The organism is Paenirhodobacter sp., from assembly GCF_047600745.1.
Lineage (GTDB): Bacteria > Pseudomonadota > Alphaproteobacteria > Rhodobacterales > Rhodobacteraceae > Rhodobacter.
Genome location: NZ_JASGKI010000004.1, coordinates 1,809,038 through 1,825,942, shown reverse-complemented (window position 1 = coordinate 1,825,942; position 16,905 = coordinate 1,809,038). Strand labels below are relative to the sequence as shown.

Sequence of the window (16,905 nt, the reverse complement as noted above, 5' to 3'; positions counted from 1 at the left end):
AGGCCCCCGCTCCTCATTTCTTCTCAGGCGCGGCCGGGGTATCGGCACTGTCCTTGCCAAGGACCGACATCCCTTTGATGATGTCGATCGCATAGGCCAACTGATAGTCGTCCTGCCGCAGTTTCGCGGCGGCTTCGGCCTTTTCCTGATCTTCCTTGTATTGTTTCTTCTCTTCCTCGGTCATCGAATTGTTCGACAGGATGCCGCGCAGATCGGCTTCGGAGCGGGTCTTCACCGCATCCTTTTCCTGATCCTCCTCGCTCGCCGGGGCGGCTTCGGGTTGCTGCACCACGATGTCGGGTGCGATGCCCAATGCCTGGATCGACCGGCCCGAGGGCGTGTAATAGCGCGCCGTGGTCAGCCGCATTGCCCCTTCACCCTTGATCGGGATCACCGTCTGCACCGAGCCCTTGCCGAAGCTCTTGGTGCCGACGACGATGGCGCGGTGATGGTCCTGCAACGCCCCGGTGACGATTTCCGAGGCCGAGGCCGAGCCGCCGTTGATCAGCACCACGATCGGCTTGCCCTCCGCGAGGTCGCCCGGCGTGGCGTTCATCCGCTCGCTGTCCTCGGGCGCGCGGCCACGGGTCGAAACGATTTCTCCCTTGTCCAGGAAGGCATCCGATACCGCGATCGCCTGCGTCAGCAGGCCGCCCGGGTTGTTGCGCAGGTCGAGCACGATGCCGTCGACCTTCTCCATCCCGCCCGCGTCGGCAACGGCCTTCTTCAGCTGTTCCTGAAGGTTCGGGAAGGTCTGGTCGTTGAAGGTGGTGATTTGCAGCACGACGGTCTTGCCTTCCACCCGCCCCTTCACCGCAGTGAGCTTGATCGTGTCGCGGGTCATGGTCACGTCGAACGGATCCTGCGTGCCCTTGCGCGCGATGGTCACGGTGATCTCGCTGCCGACGGGGCCGCGCATCTTGTCCACCGCCTGGTCGAGCGACAGCCCCATCAGGCTTTCGCCGTTGACCTGCGTGATATAGTCGCCCGACTGGATCCCGGCCTGCGCGGCGGGTGTGCCGTCCATCGGCGACACGACCTTCACCACGCCGTCTTCCTGCGTGACCTCGATGCCAAGCCCGCCGAAGGAGCCGCGCGTCTGCACCTTCATGTTGTCGTAGTCGTCGGGTGGCATGTAGCTCGAATGCGGATCGAGCGAGCTGAGCATGCCGTTGATCGCGGCCTCGATCAGCTTCTTGCTGTCGGGTGCCTCGACGTAATCCTGCCGGATCCGCTCGAACACATCGCCGAACAGGTCGAGTTGTTCATAGACCGAGGCGCTCTTGGCCGCGTCCTGCGCCAGAAGCGGCGCGACCTGCGTCGAGATCAGCACCCCCGCAACGGTGCCGCCAAGCGCGGCCATGACGAATTTTCTCATTCCGAACCTTCAGTCTTTCGTCTGGGTGAACCACTGGGAGGGGTCCACGGGCGTCTTGCCCTTCCTGAGTTCCAAGTAAAGCGTCTCCGTGCGGTCGGCGCCACTGCCATTCTGTGCGGCTTTTACGAAATCCGCTCCGAATTCCTGTGCCGCGGGTTCCGTGCCGCCCATCAGGCCGACGGGCGTGCCCTTGTCCAGCACGTCGCCGACCTCACCATAGACCGCACCGAGCCCCGCAAGAACCAGAAGATAGCCCTGCGCGGGTTCAAGAATTATCACATTTCCGTAGTCGAGCAGCGGCCCGCGGTAGCGCACCGTCGCGGGCCAGGGCGTGGTGACCAGCGTCGCGGGCGCGGTGGCGATCACCAGGCCCGGGCGCCGGATGCCCGCCGCATCGGCTTCGTTGAACTTGCGCAGCACCGATCCCATCACCGGCATCGGCAGCGTGCCTTTCGCCCCGGCGAAATCCTCCATCGGCGCGCCGATGTCACTGTCCAGTGCCGCGATCCCGGTGGCGAACCCTTCCAGCGTATCGGCGCTTTCGACCAGCCGGCGCAGTTCCTCCGGCTGTTCCAGATAGCGTTTCGGCAGGGCGCTGCGGTCGGAAATCGCCTGCGCCAGCGCCGTGCGCGCCGCCTGAACCGAGGCGAGCCCGCCTTCGAGAACCGAGGCCGCGCTGGCCTGCACCGCGCGCAACTGCCGGATCTCCTCCAGCGAGGCGCGCATCTTCTCGGCCTCGGCCTGAAGCGCCGGGGTCACCGCCCCCGTCACCATGCCCGAGCGGGCCGATCCCGCCGCCCCGGCGGGATGCAGCAGCAGCAGCGGCCCTTCGGATTGCTGCATCGTGCTCATCACACCCAAGAGCCGCCCGACCTGCGCGCGCTTGGCATTATAGCCCTTCTCGATCTCCTGTTCGCGGATCGCGGCGCGGCGCAGCCCGTCGCGCAGCGCGGCGAGCCCCTTTTCATAGGCGGTGATCGTGGTGGTCAGCGCGGCCACCCGGTCGCCCCGGGTCCGCGCCGCGTCGAGCTGTGTGATCGCATCGCGCAGCCCGTCCGCCGCCTTCAGCGCCGCATCCGTCGCCGGATTGGCCGCCGCCAGCGTGGCCGACAACAGCCAGATCGCAACCGCCCGCATCAGCGCCGGATCAGCGTCGTGCCGGTCATTTCGGGCGGCACCGGCAGTTGCATCAGGTCGAGCAGCGTCGGCGCCAGATCGGCCAGCCGCCCTTCGCGCAGGGTGACCCCCTCCGGCCCATTGACCAGCGCCACCGGAACCAGGTTCGTCGTATGCGCGGTGTGCGGCTTGCCCGTCACCGGGTCGATCATCGTTTCGCAATTGCCGTGGTCGGCGGTGACGATCATCGCCCCGCCCGCCTTTTTCAGCGCGTCGATCACCCGGCCCATGTCGCGGTCGATCTCCTCGCAGGCCGCAATCGCCGCCGGCAGGCTGCCGGTGTGGCCCACCATATCCGGGTTGGCGTAGTTGATGATGATCAGGTCATAGCCCTTTTCGATCGCGCCGATGAAATGCTCGGTCACCTCGGGCGCGCTCATTTCCGGTTGCAGGTCATAGGTCGCGACCTTGGGCGATTTCGGCATGAACCGGTCTTCGCCCGGCCAGGGCGTTTCCTTGCCGCCGTTCAGGAAGAAGGTGACATGGGGGTATTTCTCGGTTTCGGCACAGTGGAACTGGCTCAGCCCCTGTTTCGACACCCATTCGCCCAGCGTGTTGACCAGATCCCGCTTCGGATAGGCGGTGGTCATGTAGTCGTTATGGGCCGCCGAATATTCGACCATGCCCAGCATTGCCGACCACTCGGGCCGGCCGGAAACGTCGATCTCGTGGAACCCCGGTTCGGCCAGCGCGCGCAGGATCTCCCGCGCGCGGTCGGCGCGGAAGTTGAGGCAGAAGAACCCGTCGCCATCCTCGGCCCCGGCGTAATCGCCGATCACCGTCGGCTGGATGAATTCGTCCATCTCCTTGAGCGCATAGCTTTGCGCCACGGCTTCGGCCGGAGTGTCCGCGCTCAGCCCCTCGGCATCCACGATCGCCTCATAGGCACGTCCCACCCGCTCCCAACGGTTGTCGCGATCCATCGCCCAGTAGCGCCCGATCACCGTGCCCACGGTGCAGCCCTTCGGCATCCGCGCCACGAAATCGTCGATGAAGCCCGCCGCCGAATCCGGCGCCACGTCGCGCCCGTCGGTGATCGCATGGACGACGACCGGCACGCCCGCATCTGTCACCGCCTTGCAGGCCGCAAGGACGTGTTCGATATGGCCATGCACGCCGCCGTCGGAGATCACGCCGAACAGATGCGCCCGGCCCTTTGCCTTTTTCACCTTCGCGATGAAATCGTTGAGCGCCTCGTTCCCGAAGAACGATCCGTCCTCGATCGCCAGGTCGATCTGGCCCAGGTCCATCGCCACCACCCGGCCCGCGCCGATATTGGTGTGGCCGACCTCGGAATTGCCCATCTGCCCGGTCGGCAGGCCGACATCGGGGCCAAAGGTGATCAGCGTGGATTTCGGGCAGGTCGTCCATACCTTGTCGAGGTTGGGCGTATGCGCGAGCGCGGGGGCATTGCCCTCGGTTTCGGCGCGCTCGCCCCAGCCGTCGAGAATGCACAGAACCACGGGTTTCGGACGGGTCATGGGGGGCCTCCTGCGATGCTTTGCCCCCTTTTACGCGCGCCCGCGCCGCATCACAACGGCTACGCGCGATGATAGGGCGTTCCGGCCAGAATTTGCCCCGCGCGGTAGATCTGTTCCGCCAGCATCACCCGCACCAGCATATGCGGCCAGACCATCCGCCCGAAGCTGAGCGACCAGTCCGCCCGGGCGCGCAGGCCCGGCGCGATACCGTCTGCGCCGCCGATGACGAAGGCCACATCCCGCGCCGCATCGCGCCAGCCACCCAGCCGCGCCGCGAAATCGGGCGAGGTCACAAGGTCGCCGCGCTCGTCCAGCGTCACCAGCACCGCGCCCGCCGGAATCGCCCGGTCGAGCAGTGCCGCCTCCGCCTCCATGCCGAGGTTCTTCTTGTCCTCGACCTCGGTGATGGCCGCGGGGCCAAGCCCCATCGACCGGCCCGCCCGGTTGAACCTGTCGAGGTAATCCGCGATCAGCTCGAACTCCGGGCCCTTGCGCAGCCGCCCGACCGCGCAGATCGTCAGCTTCATCTCAGACGGTGCTGCCCGTGGGCATCCACATCTTTTCGAGTTGGTAGAATTCGCGCACCTCGGGGCGGAACACATGGACGATGACGTCCTGCGTGTCGATCAGAACCCAGTCGCCCTGATCCTTGCCCTCGATCTTGCAGTTGCGGCCGAAGTCTTCCTTCAGCCGTTCCACCAGCTTTTCCGCGATGGCGCCGACCTGACGCGACGACCGGCCCGAGCAGATCACCATGTAATCCGCGATCGACGACCGGCCCTTGAGGTCGATCGTGACGATCTCTTCCGCCTTGTCGTCGTCGAGAGAGGAAAGCACGCGCGCGAGGATCTGGTCGCTCGTCGCCTCGACACCCGCCAGTTCGGCCGTCATGGGTGCCGCCTTTGCGCCCGAAACAGCGGACGCGGTTGAGAGATGTGACAGGACATTGTCCTCCAGGTGTTCACCGCGCCGTCTCCACCCCCGGCGCGAGGGATATGCGAAATGTAGCATTGCGCAGGCTGAATCTCAACCGCACAGCCACAAGCGATCCGCCCGCTTGCGCGACCACGCGCCGAATGTCAAGGGCGGCGCGCAGTAGGTCAGCAGCGCTGCCGCGAACAAATCTTGCGCGAAATCGGCGCGCGGCCTATATCCGGCATATGACCATGGTGTTCGATATCGTTGAACGCGTCCGGCTGTCGGAACGCTTCATCGGCGAAAGCCGCTCCGCCCTCGCCCGACTTTGACGTTGTGCGGGGCCCGTGCCCCATGATGCCCGGCCAAGGCCGGATCCCCTTTCAGAGCCATCGAGAGAGAGAGCCATGTCTGCTCCGAAAACGCTTTACGACAAGATCTGGGACGCGCATGTCGTCTCGCGCGATGAGGACGGCACCTGCCTGCTGTATATCGACCGCCACCTCGTCCATGAGGTGACGAGCCCGCAGGCCTTCGAGGGCCTGCGGATGGCGGGCCGCAAGGTGCGCGCGCCGGAACGCACCATCGCCGTGCCCGATCACAACGTTCCCACCACCGAGGGCCGCGAGGATCACATCGACAACGAGGAATCCCGGATTCAGGTCGAGGCACTCGACAGGAACGCCCGGGAATTCGGCGTGAACTACTATCCGGTGAGCGATATCCGTCAGGGCATCGTGCATATCGTCGGGCCGGAACAGGGCTGGACCCTGCCCGGGATGACCGTGGTCTGCGGCGACAGCCACACCGCGACGCATGGCGCCTTTGGCGCGCTGGCGCATGGCATCGGCACCTCCGAGGTGGAGCACGTTCTGGCGACGCAGACGCTGATCCAGAAGAAATCGAAGAACATGAAGGTGGAGATCACCGGCCAGCTGCGCCCGGGCGTCACCGCGAAGGACATCACGCTTGCGGTGATCGGCAAGACCGGCACGGCGGGCGGCACCGGCTATGTCATCGAATATTGCGGCGAGGCGATCCGCGCGCTGTCGATGGAAGGCCGGATGACGGTGTGCAACATGGCGATCGAGGGCGGCGCGCGCGCGGGCCTGATCGCGCCCGACGAAACCACCTTTGAATATGTCAAGGGCCGCCCCCATGCGCCGAAGGGTGCGCAATGGGAGGCCGCGGTGACCTGGTGGAAGACGCTCTTCACCGACGAAGGCGCGCATTTCGACAAGGTGGTGACGATCCGTGGCGAGGATATCGAGCCGGTCGTGACCTGGGGCACCTCGCCCGAGGATGTGCTGCCGATCACCGGCGTCGTCCCCGCGCCCGAGGATTTCACCGGCGGCAAGGTCGAGGCCGCGCGCCGCTCGCTCGAATACATGGACCTGACGCCGGGGATGAAGCTCACCGACATCAAGATCGACGCGGTGTTCATCGGCTCCTGCACCAACGGCCGGATCGAGGATCTGCGCGCCGCGGCCGAGATCCTCAAGGGCCGCCACATCGCGCCGGGCGTGCGCGGCATGGTGGTGCCGGGCTCGGGCCTGGTGCGGTTGCAGGCCGAGGAAGAGGGTCTCGACAAGATCTTCACCGATGCCGGGCTGGAATGGCGTCTGGCGGGCTGCTCGATGTGCCTTGCGATGAACCCGGATCAGCTGTCCCCGGGCGAGCGCTGCGCCTCGACCTCGAACCGCAACTTCGAGGGGCGGCAGGGGCGCAACGGCCGCACCCACCTCGTCAGCCCGGCGATGGCGGCGGCGGCGGCGGTGACCGGCCACCTGACGGATGTGCGCGAACTGATCGGGTCTCCCGAATTCGCGTGACCTCCCCACGGTTTGGCGTAACCTGCGCCAAACCGTCAACGCAGGAGAAAAGCCATGAAAGGCACGACTGTTCTGATCATCTCGGGGGTGCTTGCCCTTCTGGGCGGGTTCGCGGCGCTGGTCTTTCCGTTGCCGGCCTCATTCGCCGTTACCGTTTTCGTCGGCTGGGCGTTCCTGATTTCGGGCGCGCTCGGGCTCTGGGCGGCGTTTTCCGACAAGGACATGCCGCATCGCGGCTGGTCGGGCTTCTTCAGCCTGGTCGACCTGATCGTCGGCGTCTGGATGCTGGCGCAGCCGCTTCCGGCGATGATTTCGCTGACGCTGGTGATCGGCGCGCTGGCCCTCGCTTCGGGGATCGTGCGGCTTTACCTTGCGCTCACGCAGTTCCGCGGCACCGACATGTTCTGGATGATGATCCTGTCGGGCTTGATCTCTGCGGGGCTGGGGCTTTTCGTCATGTTCCGCCTGCCGGAGGCCAGCCTCGTCCTGCTCGGCACGTTGTTCGCGATCGAACTGGTCGTGATCGGCACAACCCTTCTCTCGCTGGGCCTTGCGCTCAGGAAAACCGGAAAATTCTGATGGACAAATTCACCACCCTGACCGGGATCGCGGCGCCGATGCCGCTGGTCAATATCGACACCGACATGATCATCCCGAAGCAGTTCCTGAAGACGATCAAGCGTTCGGGTCTGGGCGTGCATGCCTTCGATGAAATGCGCTATGATGAAAACGGCAATGAAAACCCGGATTTCGTGCTGAACAAGCCGCAGTATCGCAAGGCGGAGATCATCGTCGCGGGCGACAATTTCGGCTGCGGCTCGTCGCGCGAACATGCGCCCTGGGCGCTGGCGGATTTCGGGATCAAGGCGGTGATCTCCACCTCCTTCGCCGATATCTTCTATAACAACTGCTTCAAGAACGGGATGCTGCCGATCAAGCTGCCGCAGGAGCAGGTCGATATCCTGATGAAGGATGCCGAGCGCGGCGCCAATGCGCGGATGACCGTGGATCTGGAGGCGCAGGAGATCACCACCTCCGACGGGCAGAAGATCCCGTTCGAGATCGACCCGTTCAAGAAGCACTGCCTGCTGAACGGTCTCGACGACATCGGCCTGACGCTGGAGAAGGTTTCCGCGATCGACAGTTTCGAGGCCACCGCCGCGCAGTCGCGGCCCTGGGTCTGATGCAAAGGCCGCCTTCGGGCGGCCTTTTTCATGATGAGAGTTCTGGCCCTTCTCCTGTTCCTCCCTTTTGCCGCGCAGGCCGAAACGCTGCGCGTGGCGGTCTGGTCCGCGGATCTGACCCGTTCCGGCCCCGGCCTTCTGCTGCGCGATATCGAGGGCGGGCGGGACAAGCAGATCGCCGCCGCGGTGCAGGCGATCGACGCGGTTCACCCCGATGTCCTGCTGCTGACCGGGTTTGACTGGGATTATCAGGGGGTGGCGCTCGCGGCCTTTGCGGCGCGGCTGGGTCCGGATTATCCCCACCGCTATGCGCCCCGGCCGAATACCGGCATGGCGACGGGGCTCGATCTGGATGGCAATGGCCGCATGGGTCAGGCGCGGGATGCGCAGGGCTATGGCCGGTTCGCGGGCGAAGGCGGGATGGCGCTGCTGTCGCGCCTGCCGCTTGGCGAAGCGCGGGATTTCTCGGCCTTCCTCTGGGCCGATCTGCCGGGGGCGCAGGTGGCGGGTCAGCCGCCCGAGGTGCTGAAGATCCAGCGTCTTTCGACCACCGCGCATTGGGATGTGCCGGTGCTGACGGCCTCCGGCCCGCTGCACCTGCTCGCCCATGCCGCGACCCCTCCGGCGTTCGAGCCGCGCAACATCGCGCGCAACCATGACGAAACGGCCTTCTGGCTGCGGTATCTGGACGGCGCGCTGCCGGTCAAACCCGCGCCGGGGCCGTTTGTCGTGCTGGGGCAGATGAACCTGGATCCGGACAAGGGCGCGGGGGATCGCGCGGCGCTCACCACGCTCCTGTCGCGGGTGCGCGATCCCCTGCCCGGCCGCGATACGGTGGATTACGGCAAGCCGCCCGGCGCGCTGCGCACGGATTACGTCCTGCCCTCGCCGGATCTGACCGTCACCGGCGCCGGAATCGGGCCGCTGGGCGGGTCGCGGCATCATATCGTCTGGGTCGATATTTCCCTGCCCTGATGGGCTGCGCTTGACCCCGCCTGCCCCTTTGGCTACGCCAATCGCGACCCATCCGGAGGAAATACGCATGGCCAACCCTTCCCTTCTCATCCTCGCTGGCGACGGCATCGGCCCCGAGGTCATGGCCGAGGTGAAAAAGATCATCGGCTGGTATGGCGACAAGCGCGGCCTGGCCTTTGACGTGTCCGAAGACCTCGTGGGCGGCTGTTCCTATGACGCCCATGGCACGCCGCTGACCGATGCCGCGATGGCAAAGGCGCAGGCGGTGGATGCCGTCCTGCTGGGCGCCGTCGGCGGGCCGCAATATGACGATCTCGATTTCGCGCTGAAGCCCGAGCGGGGCCTTTTGCGGCTGCGCAAGGAGATGGACCTCTATTCCAACCTGCGCCCGGCGCAGTGCTTCGATGCGCTGGCGGATTTCTCCTCGCTGAAGAAGGACGTGGTGGCGGGGCTCGACATCATGATCGTGCGCGAACTCACCTCGGGCGTCTATTTCGGCGAGCCGCGCGGCATCTTCACCGAAGGCGGCGAGCGCGTGGGCATCAACACCCAACGCTATACCGAAAGCCAGATCGTCCGCGTCGCGCGTTCGGCCTTTGAACTGGCGCGGCGCCGGGGCAACAAGGTCTGTTCGGTCGAAAAGGCCAATGTGATGGAATCGGGCGTACTCTGGCGCGAGGTGGTGACGAAGGTCCGCGATGCGGAATATCCGGATGTCGCGCTGAGCCATATGTATGCCGACAACTGCGCGATGCAGCTGGTCCGCAACCCGAAGCAGTTCGACGTCATCGTGACCGACAACCTGTTCGGCGACATCCTGTCGGATTGCGCGGCGATGCTGACCGGATCGCTGGGGATGCTGCCCTCGGCCAGCCTTGGTGCGCCGATGGCGAATGGCCGTCCGAAGGCGCTTTATGAACCCGTTCACGGGTCGGCGCCGGATATTGCGGGGCAGGGCAAGGCGAACCCGATCGCCTGCGTGCTGAGCTTTGCCATGGCGCTGCGCTACAGCTTCGATCAGGGCAGCGAGGCGGATCGTCTGGAAAAGGCGGTCGAGAAGGTGCTGGCCGATGGTGTGCGCACCGCCGACCTGATGGGCCCCGAAGGCGGCGTGCCGGTCACGACCAGCGAAATGGGCGACAGGATCATCGCCGCGCTCGACGCGAGCCTGTAAGATCAAGGGCGCGGGGGGGCTGCCCCCGCGCCGCTGCCGTCATTTCAGATGGGTGACGACATAATCGGCGAAAGCATTGATCAGCGCCTGATAGTAGACCGGCGCATCCTTGGTCAGTTCGCCCGCATCGGCGCCCTTCGGCACGAAGGCCACAGCATCCGGATAGGCGATCGTCAGGGTGTAATTGTCGAATTTCGTATTATTGGTGTCCGACGTCACGTTGACCACCCCTTTCAGCTTCGACTGAGACAGGTCGGCAAGGTTCGCCCAGGTGCTGGCCAGTTCCACTTCGTCGATGTCGATGTTGATCTTCGATCCGCCCTCCGTCACCAGATGATCCGGCGCAAGGCGCGCGGAGATCGCGGCTTCGAGATCGGCGGGCAGGTTGGCGAAGACGGCGGCCGCCTCGGGATTGTTGATCGCGGTCAGATCGGCGTCGACGTCGATTTCCTGCACCTTCACATCGGCAAAGGCGGCGGCGGACAGGCCGAGCGCCGAAACGCCGGCAAGGATCAGGGTGCGGATCATGTGGTCCTCCATCGTTGATCGCATGTCGCGGGACTGTGGTTCCGCGATCCGCAATGACAACGCGGGCGGGCGGCATGGGTTCCCTGATGCCAAAAAATCCTTTTGTTTTCAGGAAAATACCCCGGCGCCTGGCCGGGGCATCGGGGTCAGGCGGCGAGGGTCTCGGTCGAGGCGAAGAACATCGCCTGGCTGACCGCGGATTGCACCTGCGTCTCCGTATAGGGCTTCGTGATCAGGAAGGCGGGCTCCGGACGCTCGCCGGTGAGCAGCCGTTCCGGGAAGGCAGTGATGAAGACCACGGGCAGATCCTCGAACTGCTCCAGAATGTCGTTCACCGCGTCGATGCCCGAGGAATTGTCGGCAAGCTGGATGTCCGCGAGGATCAGGTCCGGCTTTTCACCCGCCGCCAGCGCCACCGCCTCGGCCCGGGTGCGGGCGATGCCGGTGACGCGGTGGCCCATCTCCTCGACGATCGAGCGGATGTCGAGCGCGATAATCGCCTCGTCCTCGATCACCATGACCTTCCCGGCGACGGAAACCTCCATCTCGCGCAGCGCGATATCGACAAGTGCGCCCGCCTCCGCCTCCTCGACCTGCATGATCCGCGCGACATCCGAGAAGGGGAACCCCTCGATCGTGTGCAGAAGCAGGGCCTCGCGCGTGTTGGGCGTCAGCCCGGCCATATGCGCCTGTGCGCGGGCCGAGAGCGTATCGTCGGGCTCGCCCAGCGGCGCCCCGGCCGAACGCCAGACGAGGTGGAACGCCTCGAACAGCGCGAGTTTCGGATCCGCCGCCTCGAACCCCGAGGGATCGACGAGGATCGCCTCCAGCGTCGCCGAAGCGAAGCGGTCGCCCGTGTCCTGCGACCCCGTGAGGGCCCGCGCGTAGCGCCGCAGATAGGGCAGGTTCGCCCCGATGGATCCTGCAAGATCGGCAACCATGTATTCTCCCCCGGTCCGGTTCTTTTCGTGGAACCCAACGCGGAACGCGGCGTTAGGTTCCCGAAGAGGCAGCGGGACCGGTAACATGTTGGAAGAGTCGCAAGAAGACAGGGCACAGGCAAACCTCCGGGAGCAGATCAACGAAAACCTGAGGCGCGCCTATGAGGATGCGCTGAAGGAAGAGGTTCCGGATCGTTTTCGCCTGCTTCTGGAGCAATTGCGGGAAAAGGAGCGGCGGACATGACGGGATGCGACCCGCGCGACGAACTCCCCGGCCATCTGCCCGCGTTGCGGGCCTTTGCGATGTCGCTGACGCGCGATCCGGCGGCGGCCGATGATCTGGTGCAGGACACCATCGTCAAGGCCTGGAGCAATATCGACCGGTTCCAGCCCGGCACGAACCTGCGCGCCTGGCTGTTCACCATCCTGCGCAACACTTTTTATTCCGACCGGCGCAAGCGCAAGCGCGAGGTGCCGGACCCCGAAGGCGTTCATGCCGCCCGGCTGAGCGAGAAGCCCGCGCATGACGGGCGGCTGGCGATGAGCGATTTCCTGCGCGCCTTCGACCGGCTGTCGCCGGAGCATCGCGAGGTGCTGGTGCTGGTCGGCGCATCGGGCTTTGCCTATGACGAAGCGGCGGCGATGATGGGGGTCGCCGTGGGCACGGTGAAAAGCCGCGCGAACCGGGCGCGCGCGCGGCTGGCCGAATTGTTGCAGCTTGAGGATGGCGAGGAGCTTGTGACCGAGGATGCGAATGCGCTCGCCGTCATCGGGCGCACGGGCATTGCCGCCGCATGACGCGCATCTGGGCGTTGTTCGACCGGCTGGGGGCGCGGCTGGCGCTGGTGCTCGCGATCGCGCTGTTTCCGCTCCTCCTGCTTTCGGTGGTGCAGTCGCGCTCGATGGCCCGCGAGGCGCAGGCCCGTTCCGAAGCCGCCCTGATGGGCGAGACCCTGCGCGCCGTGTCGGTGACCACGCGGCTGATCCAGCAGGCCGAGGCCGAGACCCGGCTTCTGGCTTTCCGCCTGCCGATGATCGCCGCCGATCCGCGAACCTGCAATGCGGTGATGCGCGATGCGAAGGCGGCCAATCCCCACGCGTCTTTCGTGGGCTTTGCCCGGACGGACGGCCTGCTGACCTGCTCGTCCGAGGGGAAGGTGTTGAATGTCGCCGGATCCCCCCGGTTCGAGGCTCTGATCCGCGAGGACGGCCCCGCCTATGCGGTTTCCGAACTGGGCTATGTGTCGGAAACATCGGTGCTGACGATTTCCTATCCGGTGCGGGACAAGGACGGGCAAAGGATCGGAATCGTCGGGATGTCGCTGCCGCATGACGGGATCGTGCGGCTGGGCGAGGCGCCGCGCCTGCATGCCTCGGACAGCGACAAGCCGCTTGCCATTCTCACCTTCGACCGCAACGGCACGATCCTGACCGCTTCGGGCGGGATGGAGGAGGGCGCGAAACAGGTGCCCGTGACGCCTTTGAACAGTTTCCATGGCCGTCTGGCGCGCACCTTCATGGCGCAATCGGTGAGCGGCCAGCCGCGGATCTATTCCGTCGTCGATCTGATCCCCGATCAGCTTTATGCCCTCGGCAGCTGGCCCGCGGATGAACCGCTGCCGTTCGGGCCGGCGGCGCGCTTCCCGCCGAGCCTCGTGCCCGCGCTGATGTGGGCGGCCTCGCTGTTCGTGGCCTATTTCGCGACGCAGAAGATGGTGACCGGTTATGTGAAGCGGCTCGGGCGGGCGCTGCGCAGCTTTGCCTCGGGGAACCGCATCGTGGCCGACCTGGGCGTGGAGGGCGCCCCGCGCGAGATCCGCGATCTTGCCGAAACCTATGAAAAGATGACCGAAACCATCCTGCACGACGAGGCCGAACTGGAGGACACCATCCATCACAAGGAGGTCTTGCTGCGCGAGGTCCACCACCGGGTCAAGAACAACCTGCAACTGATCGCCTCGATCATCAACATGCAGGTCCGCCGCGCCCGGACGCCCGAGACGAAGGCGATGCTGAAGGGGTTGCAGGAGCGGGTGATCGGCCTCGCCACCGTGCATCGCGGGCTCTACATGACCTCGGGGCTGACCGATATCAACGCGAACGAACTGATCCGCGACATCGTGCGCCAGCTCATGCGGGCGACCACCGGCCCCGACCGCAAGATCCTGACCGAAGTTTCGATCGAGCCGATCCAGTTGACACCGGATCAGGCGGTGCCCCTGTCGCTGCTGCTGACGGAGGCGATGACGAATGCGGTGAAATACGCCTCGGCCGATACCGGAACGCCCGCGCTTGCGATCGGGCTGAACCGTCTTTCCGAGGGGCGGGCGCGGCTTGAGATCCGCAACAGCCTGGCGGCTTCGGGTCCGCATCGGGATGCGACCGCGGCGGGCGCGGGGGAAACGGGTCTCGGTTCGCAATTGCTCAACGCTTTCGTTCAACAATTGGGCGGGGTGCTTCGTGTCGATACCTCGGCGGGAACCTATGCCGTGGTGGTCGAGTTCGATATCCGGTCGCTGAAGGAGGGTGAGTTGCGTCATGAGGAGGCAGAGAGTGCCTGATGACGATACCACGGGGCGCGCCGCCGCTCTGTCGGGCAGGCGGTCATCATGGAACGAATGAAGAAAGCCGGGATCATCGCCCGTGGCCGCATCGACTGTTTCACCGAGCGCGCCGCCGGTCTGGCCGTGCTTGAGGAAGCTGTTCTGGATGCGCGCGGCCAGATCCGGGCCGCGCTGACGGATTTCGACCCGGATCTGCCACTCGTCTCGCCACGCGGGCGGCGGATCGGGCGGAGTTGGTTCGACCTGATCCTGCACACATTGGTGCGCGGGGTTTCGGTCTCCCTCACGCTCGGGGATGCCGGCCGGGCGGGGATGCTGGCGGCGCTGATGCAACGGGTCGATGCGGAACCGCAGGCCCGTCGGCGCCGGGGCGCGCTGTCGCTTCAGGCATCGGGGCGGCCGGGGGGCCATCCGTCCTGCCGGATGAATGTCGCCGCGGTGGATGACAAGGTGCTGTTCGTCGCGCGGCAGGGGCTGGTTCCGGGCGCGGCGCGGGATCTGACGATGATCGCGCATGGCCCGGTGGTTGCCGAGGGGGTGAATTTCCTGGCCAGCCATGCGCAGATCTGTGCCGGGACGGCAGAGGCGGCACCGGCGCGCCGGTTGTTGCGCACCCTGTCGCGTCCCGCGCATGGGATCGGTTCGCTGCTCGGGCCAAAGACCATCGCGAATGAAATCGAATCCGCCCATCACATGCTGATCCGCCGCGCCGCGCGTCTGATCTATATCGAGACGCAGCGGTTCGACAGCCCGGCCTTCGCGGAACATCTTGCGCGCCGGGCCGGTGTCGCCCCCGACCTGAACCTGATCCTGATCCTGCCGGGCCCGCCCGAAGGTCGGCGGGCGGTTCAGGGTGTCAGGCTGCTTGGCCGGAGTTTCGGGCCGCGCTTTCTGCTTGGCCTTGCGTCGGGCGGCTGCACGAATGTCTCGGTTTTCGATGATCAGCTGGCGATCGGCGGATCGGCGGATCTGGACCTCTGGGGATTGCGGGTGGATGCTGGGGTTTCGCTTTACCTCCGGGCGTCGGATGGTGTCGCGGCGCTGCGGCAGCGTCTGGCGCAGCACTGGATACCGGGCATCGCCGCCGGGGCAGGGGCGGCGGAGTGGCGCAAGACCCTGCAAGAAACCGTATCGCCCCTGCTGCGGCCGCTTTAGCGTTCCCCGGGCCGGTTCGGCGTTTGCGTCATCCGGAGAGGGCTGGTCGGGCGATCACCTCGCCCGGACTGACGACATCCGCCTGCCGCCGCAGGGCTACGGCGCAGGCATGAATTGGCGGGAAGGCGCGGGCAGGAATGTTGTCCTCGATGACGACCGGCACCCAGGCGAGCAGCGGATCCTCTCCGCCGCCTGCACAAGCACACCGGCGGCATGCGCGCTCAGCGCCGGATTGCGTTTCGCAACACGCTCCAGGGCGGCTCTGGCCACAGGTGAAATGGGTCTCCATGCAGGGATCCGGAACGTGGGGAACCACCTCGCGGATCTCGCAGGTCGGTTCGTTGCGCGCATCGCCGTCGCCGATCGACAGTTCGGCGCTTGACCACGAAGGAAACCGCCAGCCGCGCCTCCGGGCCAGCAGGGCGTGGCGGTGGAGCTGATGAAATCGCGCTCAGACGGATCGGCGAATTGCTCCATCCGCACCAGCGACAGCACCTCCGCGACGGGTGCCGCTGTGTCGGCCTTTGTCCGTCCCCGCGCGCGCAGGCCGAAGGCGAGGTTCCCGGCCACGGTCAGATGCGGGAACAGCGCGTAGTTCTGAAACACCACCGAGACATTGCGCCGGTGCGGCGGCAGGGCGGAAATGTTGCTCACCGACCCGTCATCCGCCGCCATCAGCTTGGTCTTGCCGCCGCCGGACGGGCCCGGGAGCGGGACCAACTCGCCTCTGCCCATCCGGAGGTTCATCCCGTCCATGACGGTCACGCCCCGGAGGGCCTTGCGCGCCGCCACCACGTCCAGAGGCGGCTGTCGGCCTGGCCCGTCATCCCGGCGGGCATCTTCGGCTTCAGCTCGCCCAGCTTGCCGAAGGCGGCATCCACTTCGTATTGCGCTTCGGAGAAGGGCTCGCCGGTGGCCAGCATTCCCGCGACGAACAGCGCCCACATGCCTCCGGTGTTCTGGAGCGACGGAATGGACACCCGGCCCTTCGCCGCAGGCGTCCGGAGATCGGTCCAGGAGGCCAGTTACAGGCCACGGTCCGCCCGGGGCTGTACATAATTCGTCCATATGCACCGCATCGGGGCGCAGCCCACGACCAGTTCGCCCGCATCGGCCCCGCGCAGGATCTGCGGCCGGGCGAGAGTGTCGGCCGCAAGGGCCGGTACCTTGAGCAGGGAGCGGCGGGTGAAGCGGGCCATGTGGGGCTGGGCAGGGTTGGTTTCCCTCTATTTTACCTGCATTGCGAGAGTGGACGGCAACGACAAGGAGCGCGCCCGCCGCATCCGGAAGGATCCCGGAATGGGCGAATTCCTGAGTGCGTAAACGCGCGCATTGCTGAAGTGGAGCGCAGTTCCATGCCGGAAATGGGATTCCGTCCGCAAAACATCCGCCTTCTTTCCGGCGATCCGCTGTTCGGCCCGGTTGTCGATCTGGAACTGCGCGCCGGGTTGATCGCCCGGATCCGGCCGCATGGCATGCCGCCCGAGGCCACGGTGAGGTGCGACGGTCGGGGCGCGCCGGTCATTCCCGGACTGGTGAACGGCCACACCATTCGTCGCTGATGATCGTGCGCGGAATGGTCGAGGATCTGGGCTTCGCCCC

The 16,905-nt window shown here is 66.1% G+C and carries 19 protein-coding genes; 10 read left to right on the top strand and 9 right to left on the bottom strand.

Annotation, left to right across the window (positions count from 1 at the left end):
• Positions 1–13: 13 nt before the first annotated feature.
• From QM789_RS17685 to rsfS, 5 genes are read right to left on the bottom strand one after another with little or no spacing between them, the layout of a single operon-like run.
• Entirely contained in the window at positions 14–1,378 is a 1,365-nt protein-coding gene (locus QM789_RS17685) for a S41 family peptidase (protein ID WP_420353139.1), read from the bottom strand.
• Between the two features lie 9 nt (positions 1,379–1,387).
• The gene (locus QM789_RS17680) at positions 1,388–2,518 is read right to left on the bottom strand and encodes a murein hydrolase activator EnvC family protein (RefSeq protein ID WP_420353342.1); all 1,131 of its coding nucleotides are present in this window, start codon (positions 2,516–2,518) and stop codon (positions 1,388–1,390) included.
• Complete coding sequence (gpmI, locus tag QM789_RS17675; protein ID WP_420353138.1) at positions 2,515–4,035, bottom strand: 2,3-bisphosphoglycerate-independent phosphoglycerate mutase; 1,521 nt, start codon at positions 4,033–4,035, stop codon at positions 2,515–2,517. Before gpmI ends, QM789_RS17680 begins: the two co-directional genes overlap by 4 nt.
• Positions 4,036–4,094: 59 nt before the next feature.
• Positions 4,095–4,562 carry a 23S rRNA (pseudouridine(1915)-N(3))-methyltransferase RlmH gene (rlmH, locus tag QM789_RS17670; RefSeq protein WP_420353137.1) on the bottom strand — a complete coding sequence of 156 codons (468 nt, stop codon included), beginning with the start codon at positions 4,560–4,562 and terminating at the stop codon, positions 4,095–4,097.
• Position 4,563: 1 nt separating this feature from the next.
• Positions 4,564–4,926: a ribosome silencing factor gene (rsfS, locus tag QM789_RS17665; protein ID WP_420353136.1), complete on the bottom strand. Its 363-nt coding sequence runs from the start codon at positions 4,924–4,926 to the stop codon at positions 4,564–4,566.
• A gap of 431 nt (positions 4,927–5,357) precedes the next feature.
• On the opposite strand from rsfS, the gene leuC reads away from it, so the two are divergent.
• The 5 genes from leuC to leuB all read left to right on the top strand — a co-directional run bounded on the left by leuC (position 5,358) and on the right by leuB (position 10,115).
• Positions 5,358–6,782, top strand: coding sequence for a 3-isopropylmalate dehydratase large subunit (gene leuC, locus QM789_RS17660; protein ID WP_420353135.1), 1,425 nt, complete (start codon positions 5,358–5,360; stop codon positions 6,780–6,782).
• A 54-nt stretch (positions 6,783–6,836) separates the two neighbouring features.
• On the top strand, positions 6,837–7,361 hold the full coding sequence (locus QM789_RS17655; RefSeq protein WP_420353134.1) for an HdeD family acid-resistance protein: 525 nt from the start codon (positions 6,837–6,839) through the stop codon (positions 7,359–7,361).
• Positions 7,361–7,966 carry a 3-isopropylmalate dehydratase small subunit gene (leuD, locus tag QM789_RS17650; protein WP_420353133.1) on the top strand — a complete coding sequence of 202 codons (606 nt, stop codon included), beginning with the start codon at positions 7,361–7,363 and terminating at the stop codon, positions 7,964–7,966. The genes QM789_RS17655 and leuD overlap by 1 nt, the downstream gene beginning before the upstream one ends.
• 30 nt (positions 7,967–7,996) lie before the next feature.
• Positions 7,997–8,941: an endonuclease/exonuclease/phosphatase family protein gene (locus tag QM789_RS17645; RefSeq protein WP_420353132.1), complete on the top strand. Its 945-nt coding sequence runs from the start codon at positions 7,997–7,999 to the stop codon at positions 8,939–8,941.
• A gap of 67 nt (positions 8,942–9,008) precedes the next feature.
• Positions 9,009–10,115 (top strand): 3-isopropylmalate dehydrogenase, encoded by a 1,107-nt coding sequence (gene leuB, locus QM789_RS17640; RefSeq protein ID WP_420353131.1) that lies wholly within the window; start codon positions 9,009–9,011, stop codon positions 10,113–10,115.
• 39 nt (positions 10,116–10,154) lie between these two features.
• Here the strand turns inward: leuB and QM789_RS17635 are convergent, their stop codons facing one another.
• Entirely contained in the window at positions 10,155–10,643 is a 489-nt protein-coding gene (locus QM789_RS17635; protein WP_420353130.1) for a hypothetical protein, read from the bottom strand.
• Positions 10,644–10,789: 146 nt separating this feature from the next.
• Positions 10,790–11,584 (bottom strand): response regulator, encoded by a 795-nt coding sequence (locus QM789_RS17630; protein ID WP_420353129.1) that lies wholly within the window; start codon positions 11,582–11,584, stop codon positions 10,790–10,792.
• An 85-nt stretch (positions 11,585–11,669) separates the two neighbouring features.
• On the opposite strand from QM789_RS17630, the gene QM789_RS17625 reads away from it, so the two are divergent.
• From QM789_RS17625 to QM789_RS17610, 4 genes are read left to right on the top strand one after another with little or no spacing between them, the layout of a single operon-like run.
• Entirely contained in the window at positions 11,670–11,828 is a 159-nt protein-coding gene (locus tag QM789_RS17625; protein ID WP_420353128.1) for a NepR family anti-sigma factor, read from the top strand.
• Positions 11,825–12,382 carry an RNA polymerase sigma factor gene (locus tag QM789_RS17620; protein WP_420353127.1) on the top strand — a complete coding sequence of 186 codons (558 nt, stop codon included), beginning with the start codon at positions 11,825–11,827 and terminating at the stop codon, positions 12,380–12,382. The genes QM789_RS17625 and QM789_RS17620 overlap by 4 nt, the downstream gene beginning before the upstream one ends.
• The gene (locus tag QM789_RS17615; RefSeq protein ID WP_420353126.1) at positions 12,379–14,145 is read left to right on the top strand and encodes a sensor histidine kinase; all 1,767 of its coding nucleotides are present in this window, start codon (positions 12,379–12,381) and stop codon (positions 14,143–14,145) included. Before QM789_RS17620 ends, QM789_RS17615 begins: the two co-directional genes overlap by 4 nt.
• Before the next feature lie 48 nt (positions 14,146–14,193).
• The gene (locus QM789_RS17610) at positions 14,194–15,303 is read left to right on the top strand and encodes a hypothetical protein (RefSeq protein WP_420353125.1); all 1,110 of its coding nucleotides are present in this window, start codon (positions 14,194–14,196) and stop codon (positions 15,301–15,303) included.
• A 96-nt stretch (positions 15,304–15,399) separates the two neighbouring features.
• Here QM789_RS17610 and QM789_RS17605 read toward each other — a convergent pair whose 3' ends face one another.
• Both QM789_RS17605 and QM789_RS17600 read right to left on the bottom strand, forming a co-directional pair.
• On the bottom strand, positions 15,400–16,050 hold the full coding sequence (locus tag QM789_RS17605) for an ATP-binding cassette domain-containing protein (RefSeq protein ID WP_420353341.1): 651 nt from the start codon (positions 16,048–16,050) through the stop codon (positions 15,400–15,402).
• 14 nt (positions 16,051–16,064) lie between these two features.
• Complete coding sequence (locus QM789_RS17600; protein WP_420353124.1) at positions 16,065–16,250, bottom strand: hypothetical protein; 186 nt, start codon at positions 16,248–16,250, stop codon at positions 16,065–16,067.
• Between the two features lie 408 nt (positions 16,251–16,658).
• On the opposite strand from QM789_RS17600, the gene QM789_RS17595 reads away from it, so the two are divergent.
• Complete coding sequence (locus tag QM789_RS17595) at positions 16,659–16,865, top strand: hypothetical protein (RefSeq protein ID WP_420353123.1); 207 nt, start codon at positions 16,659–16,661, stop codon at positions 16,863–16,865.
• Positions 16,866–16,905 lie beyond the last annotated feature (40 nt).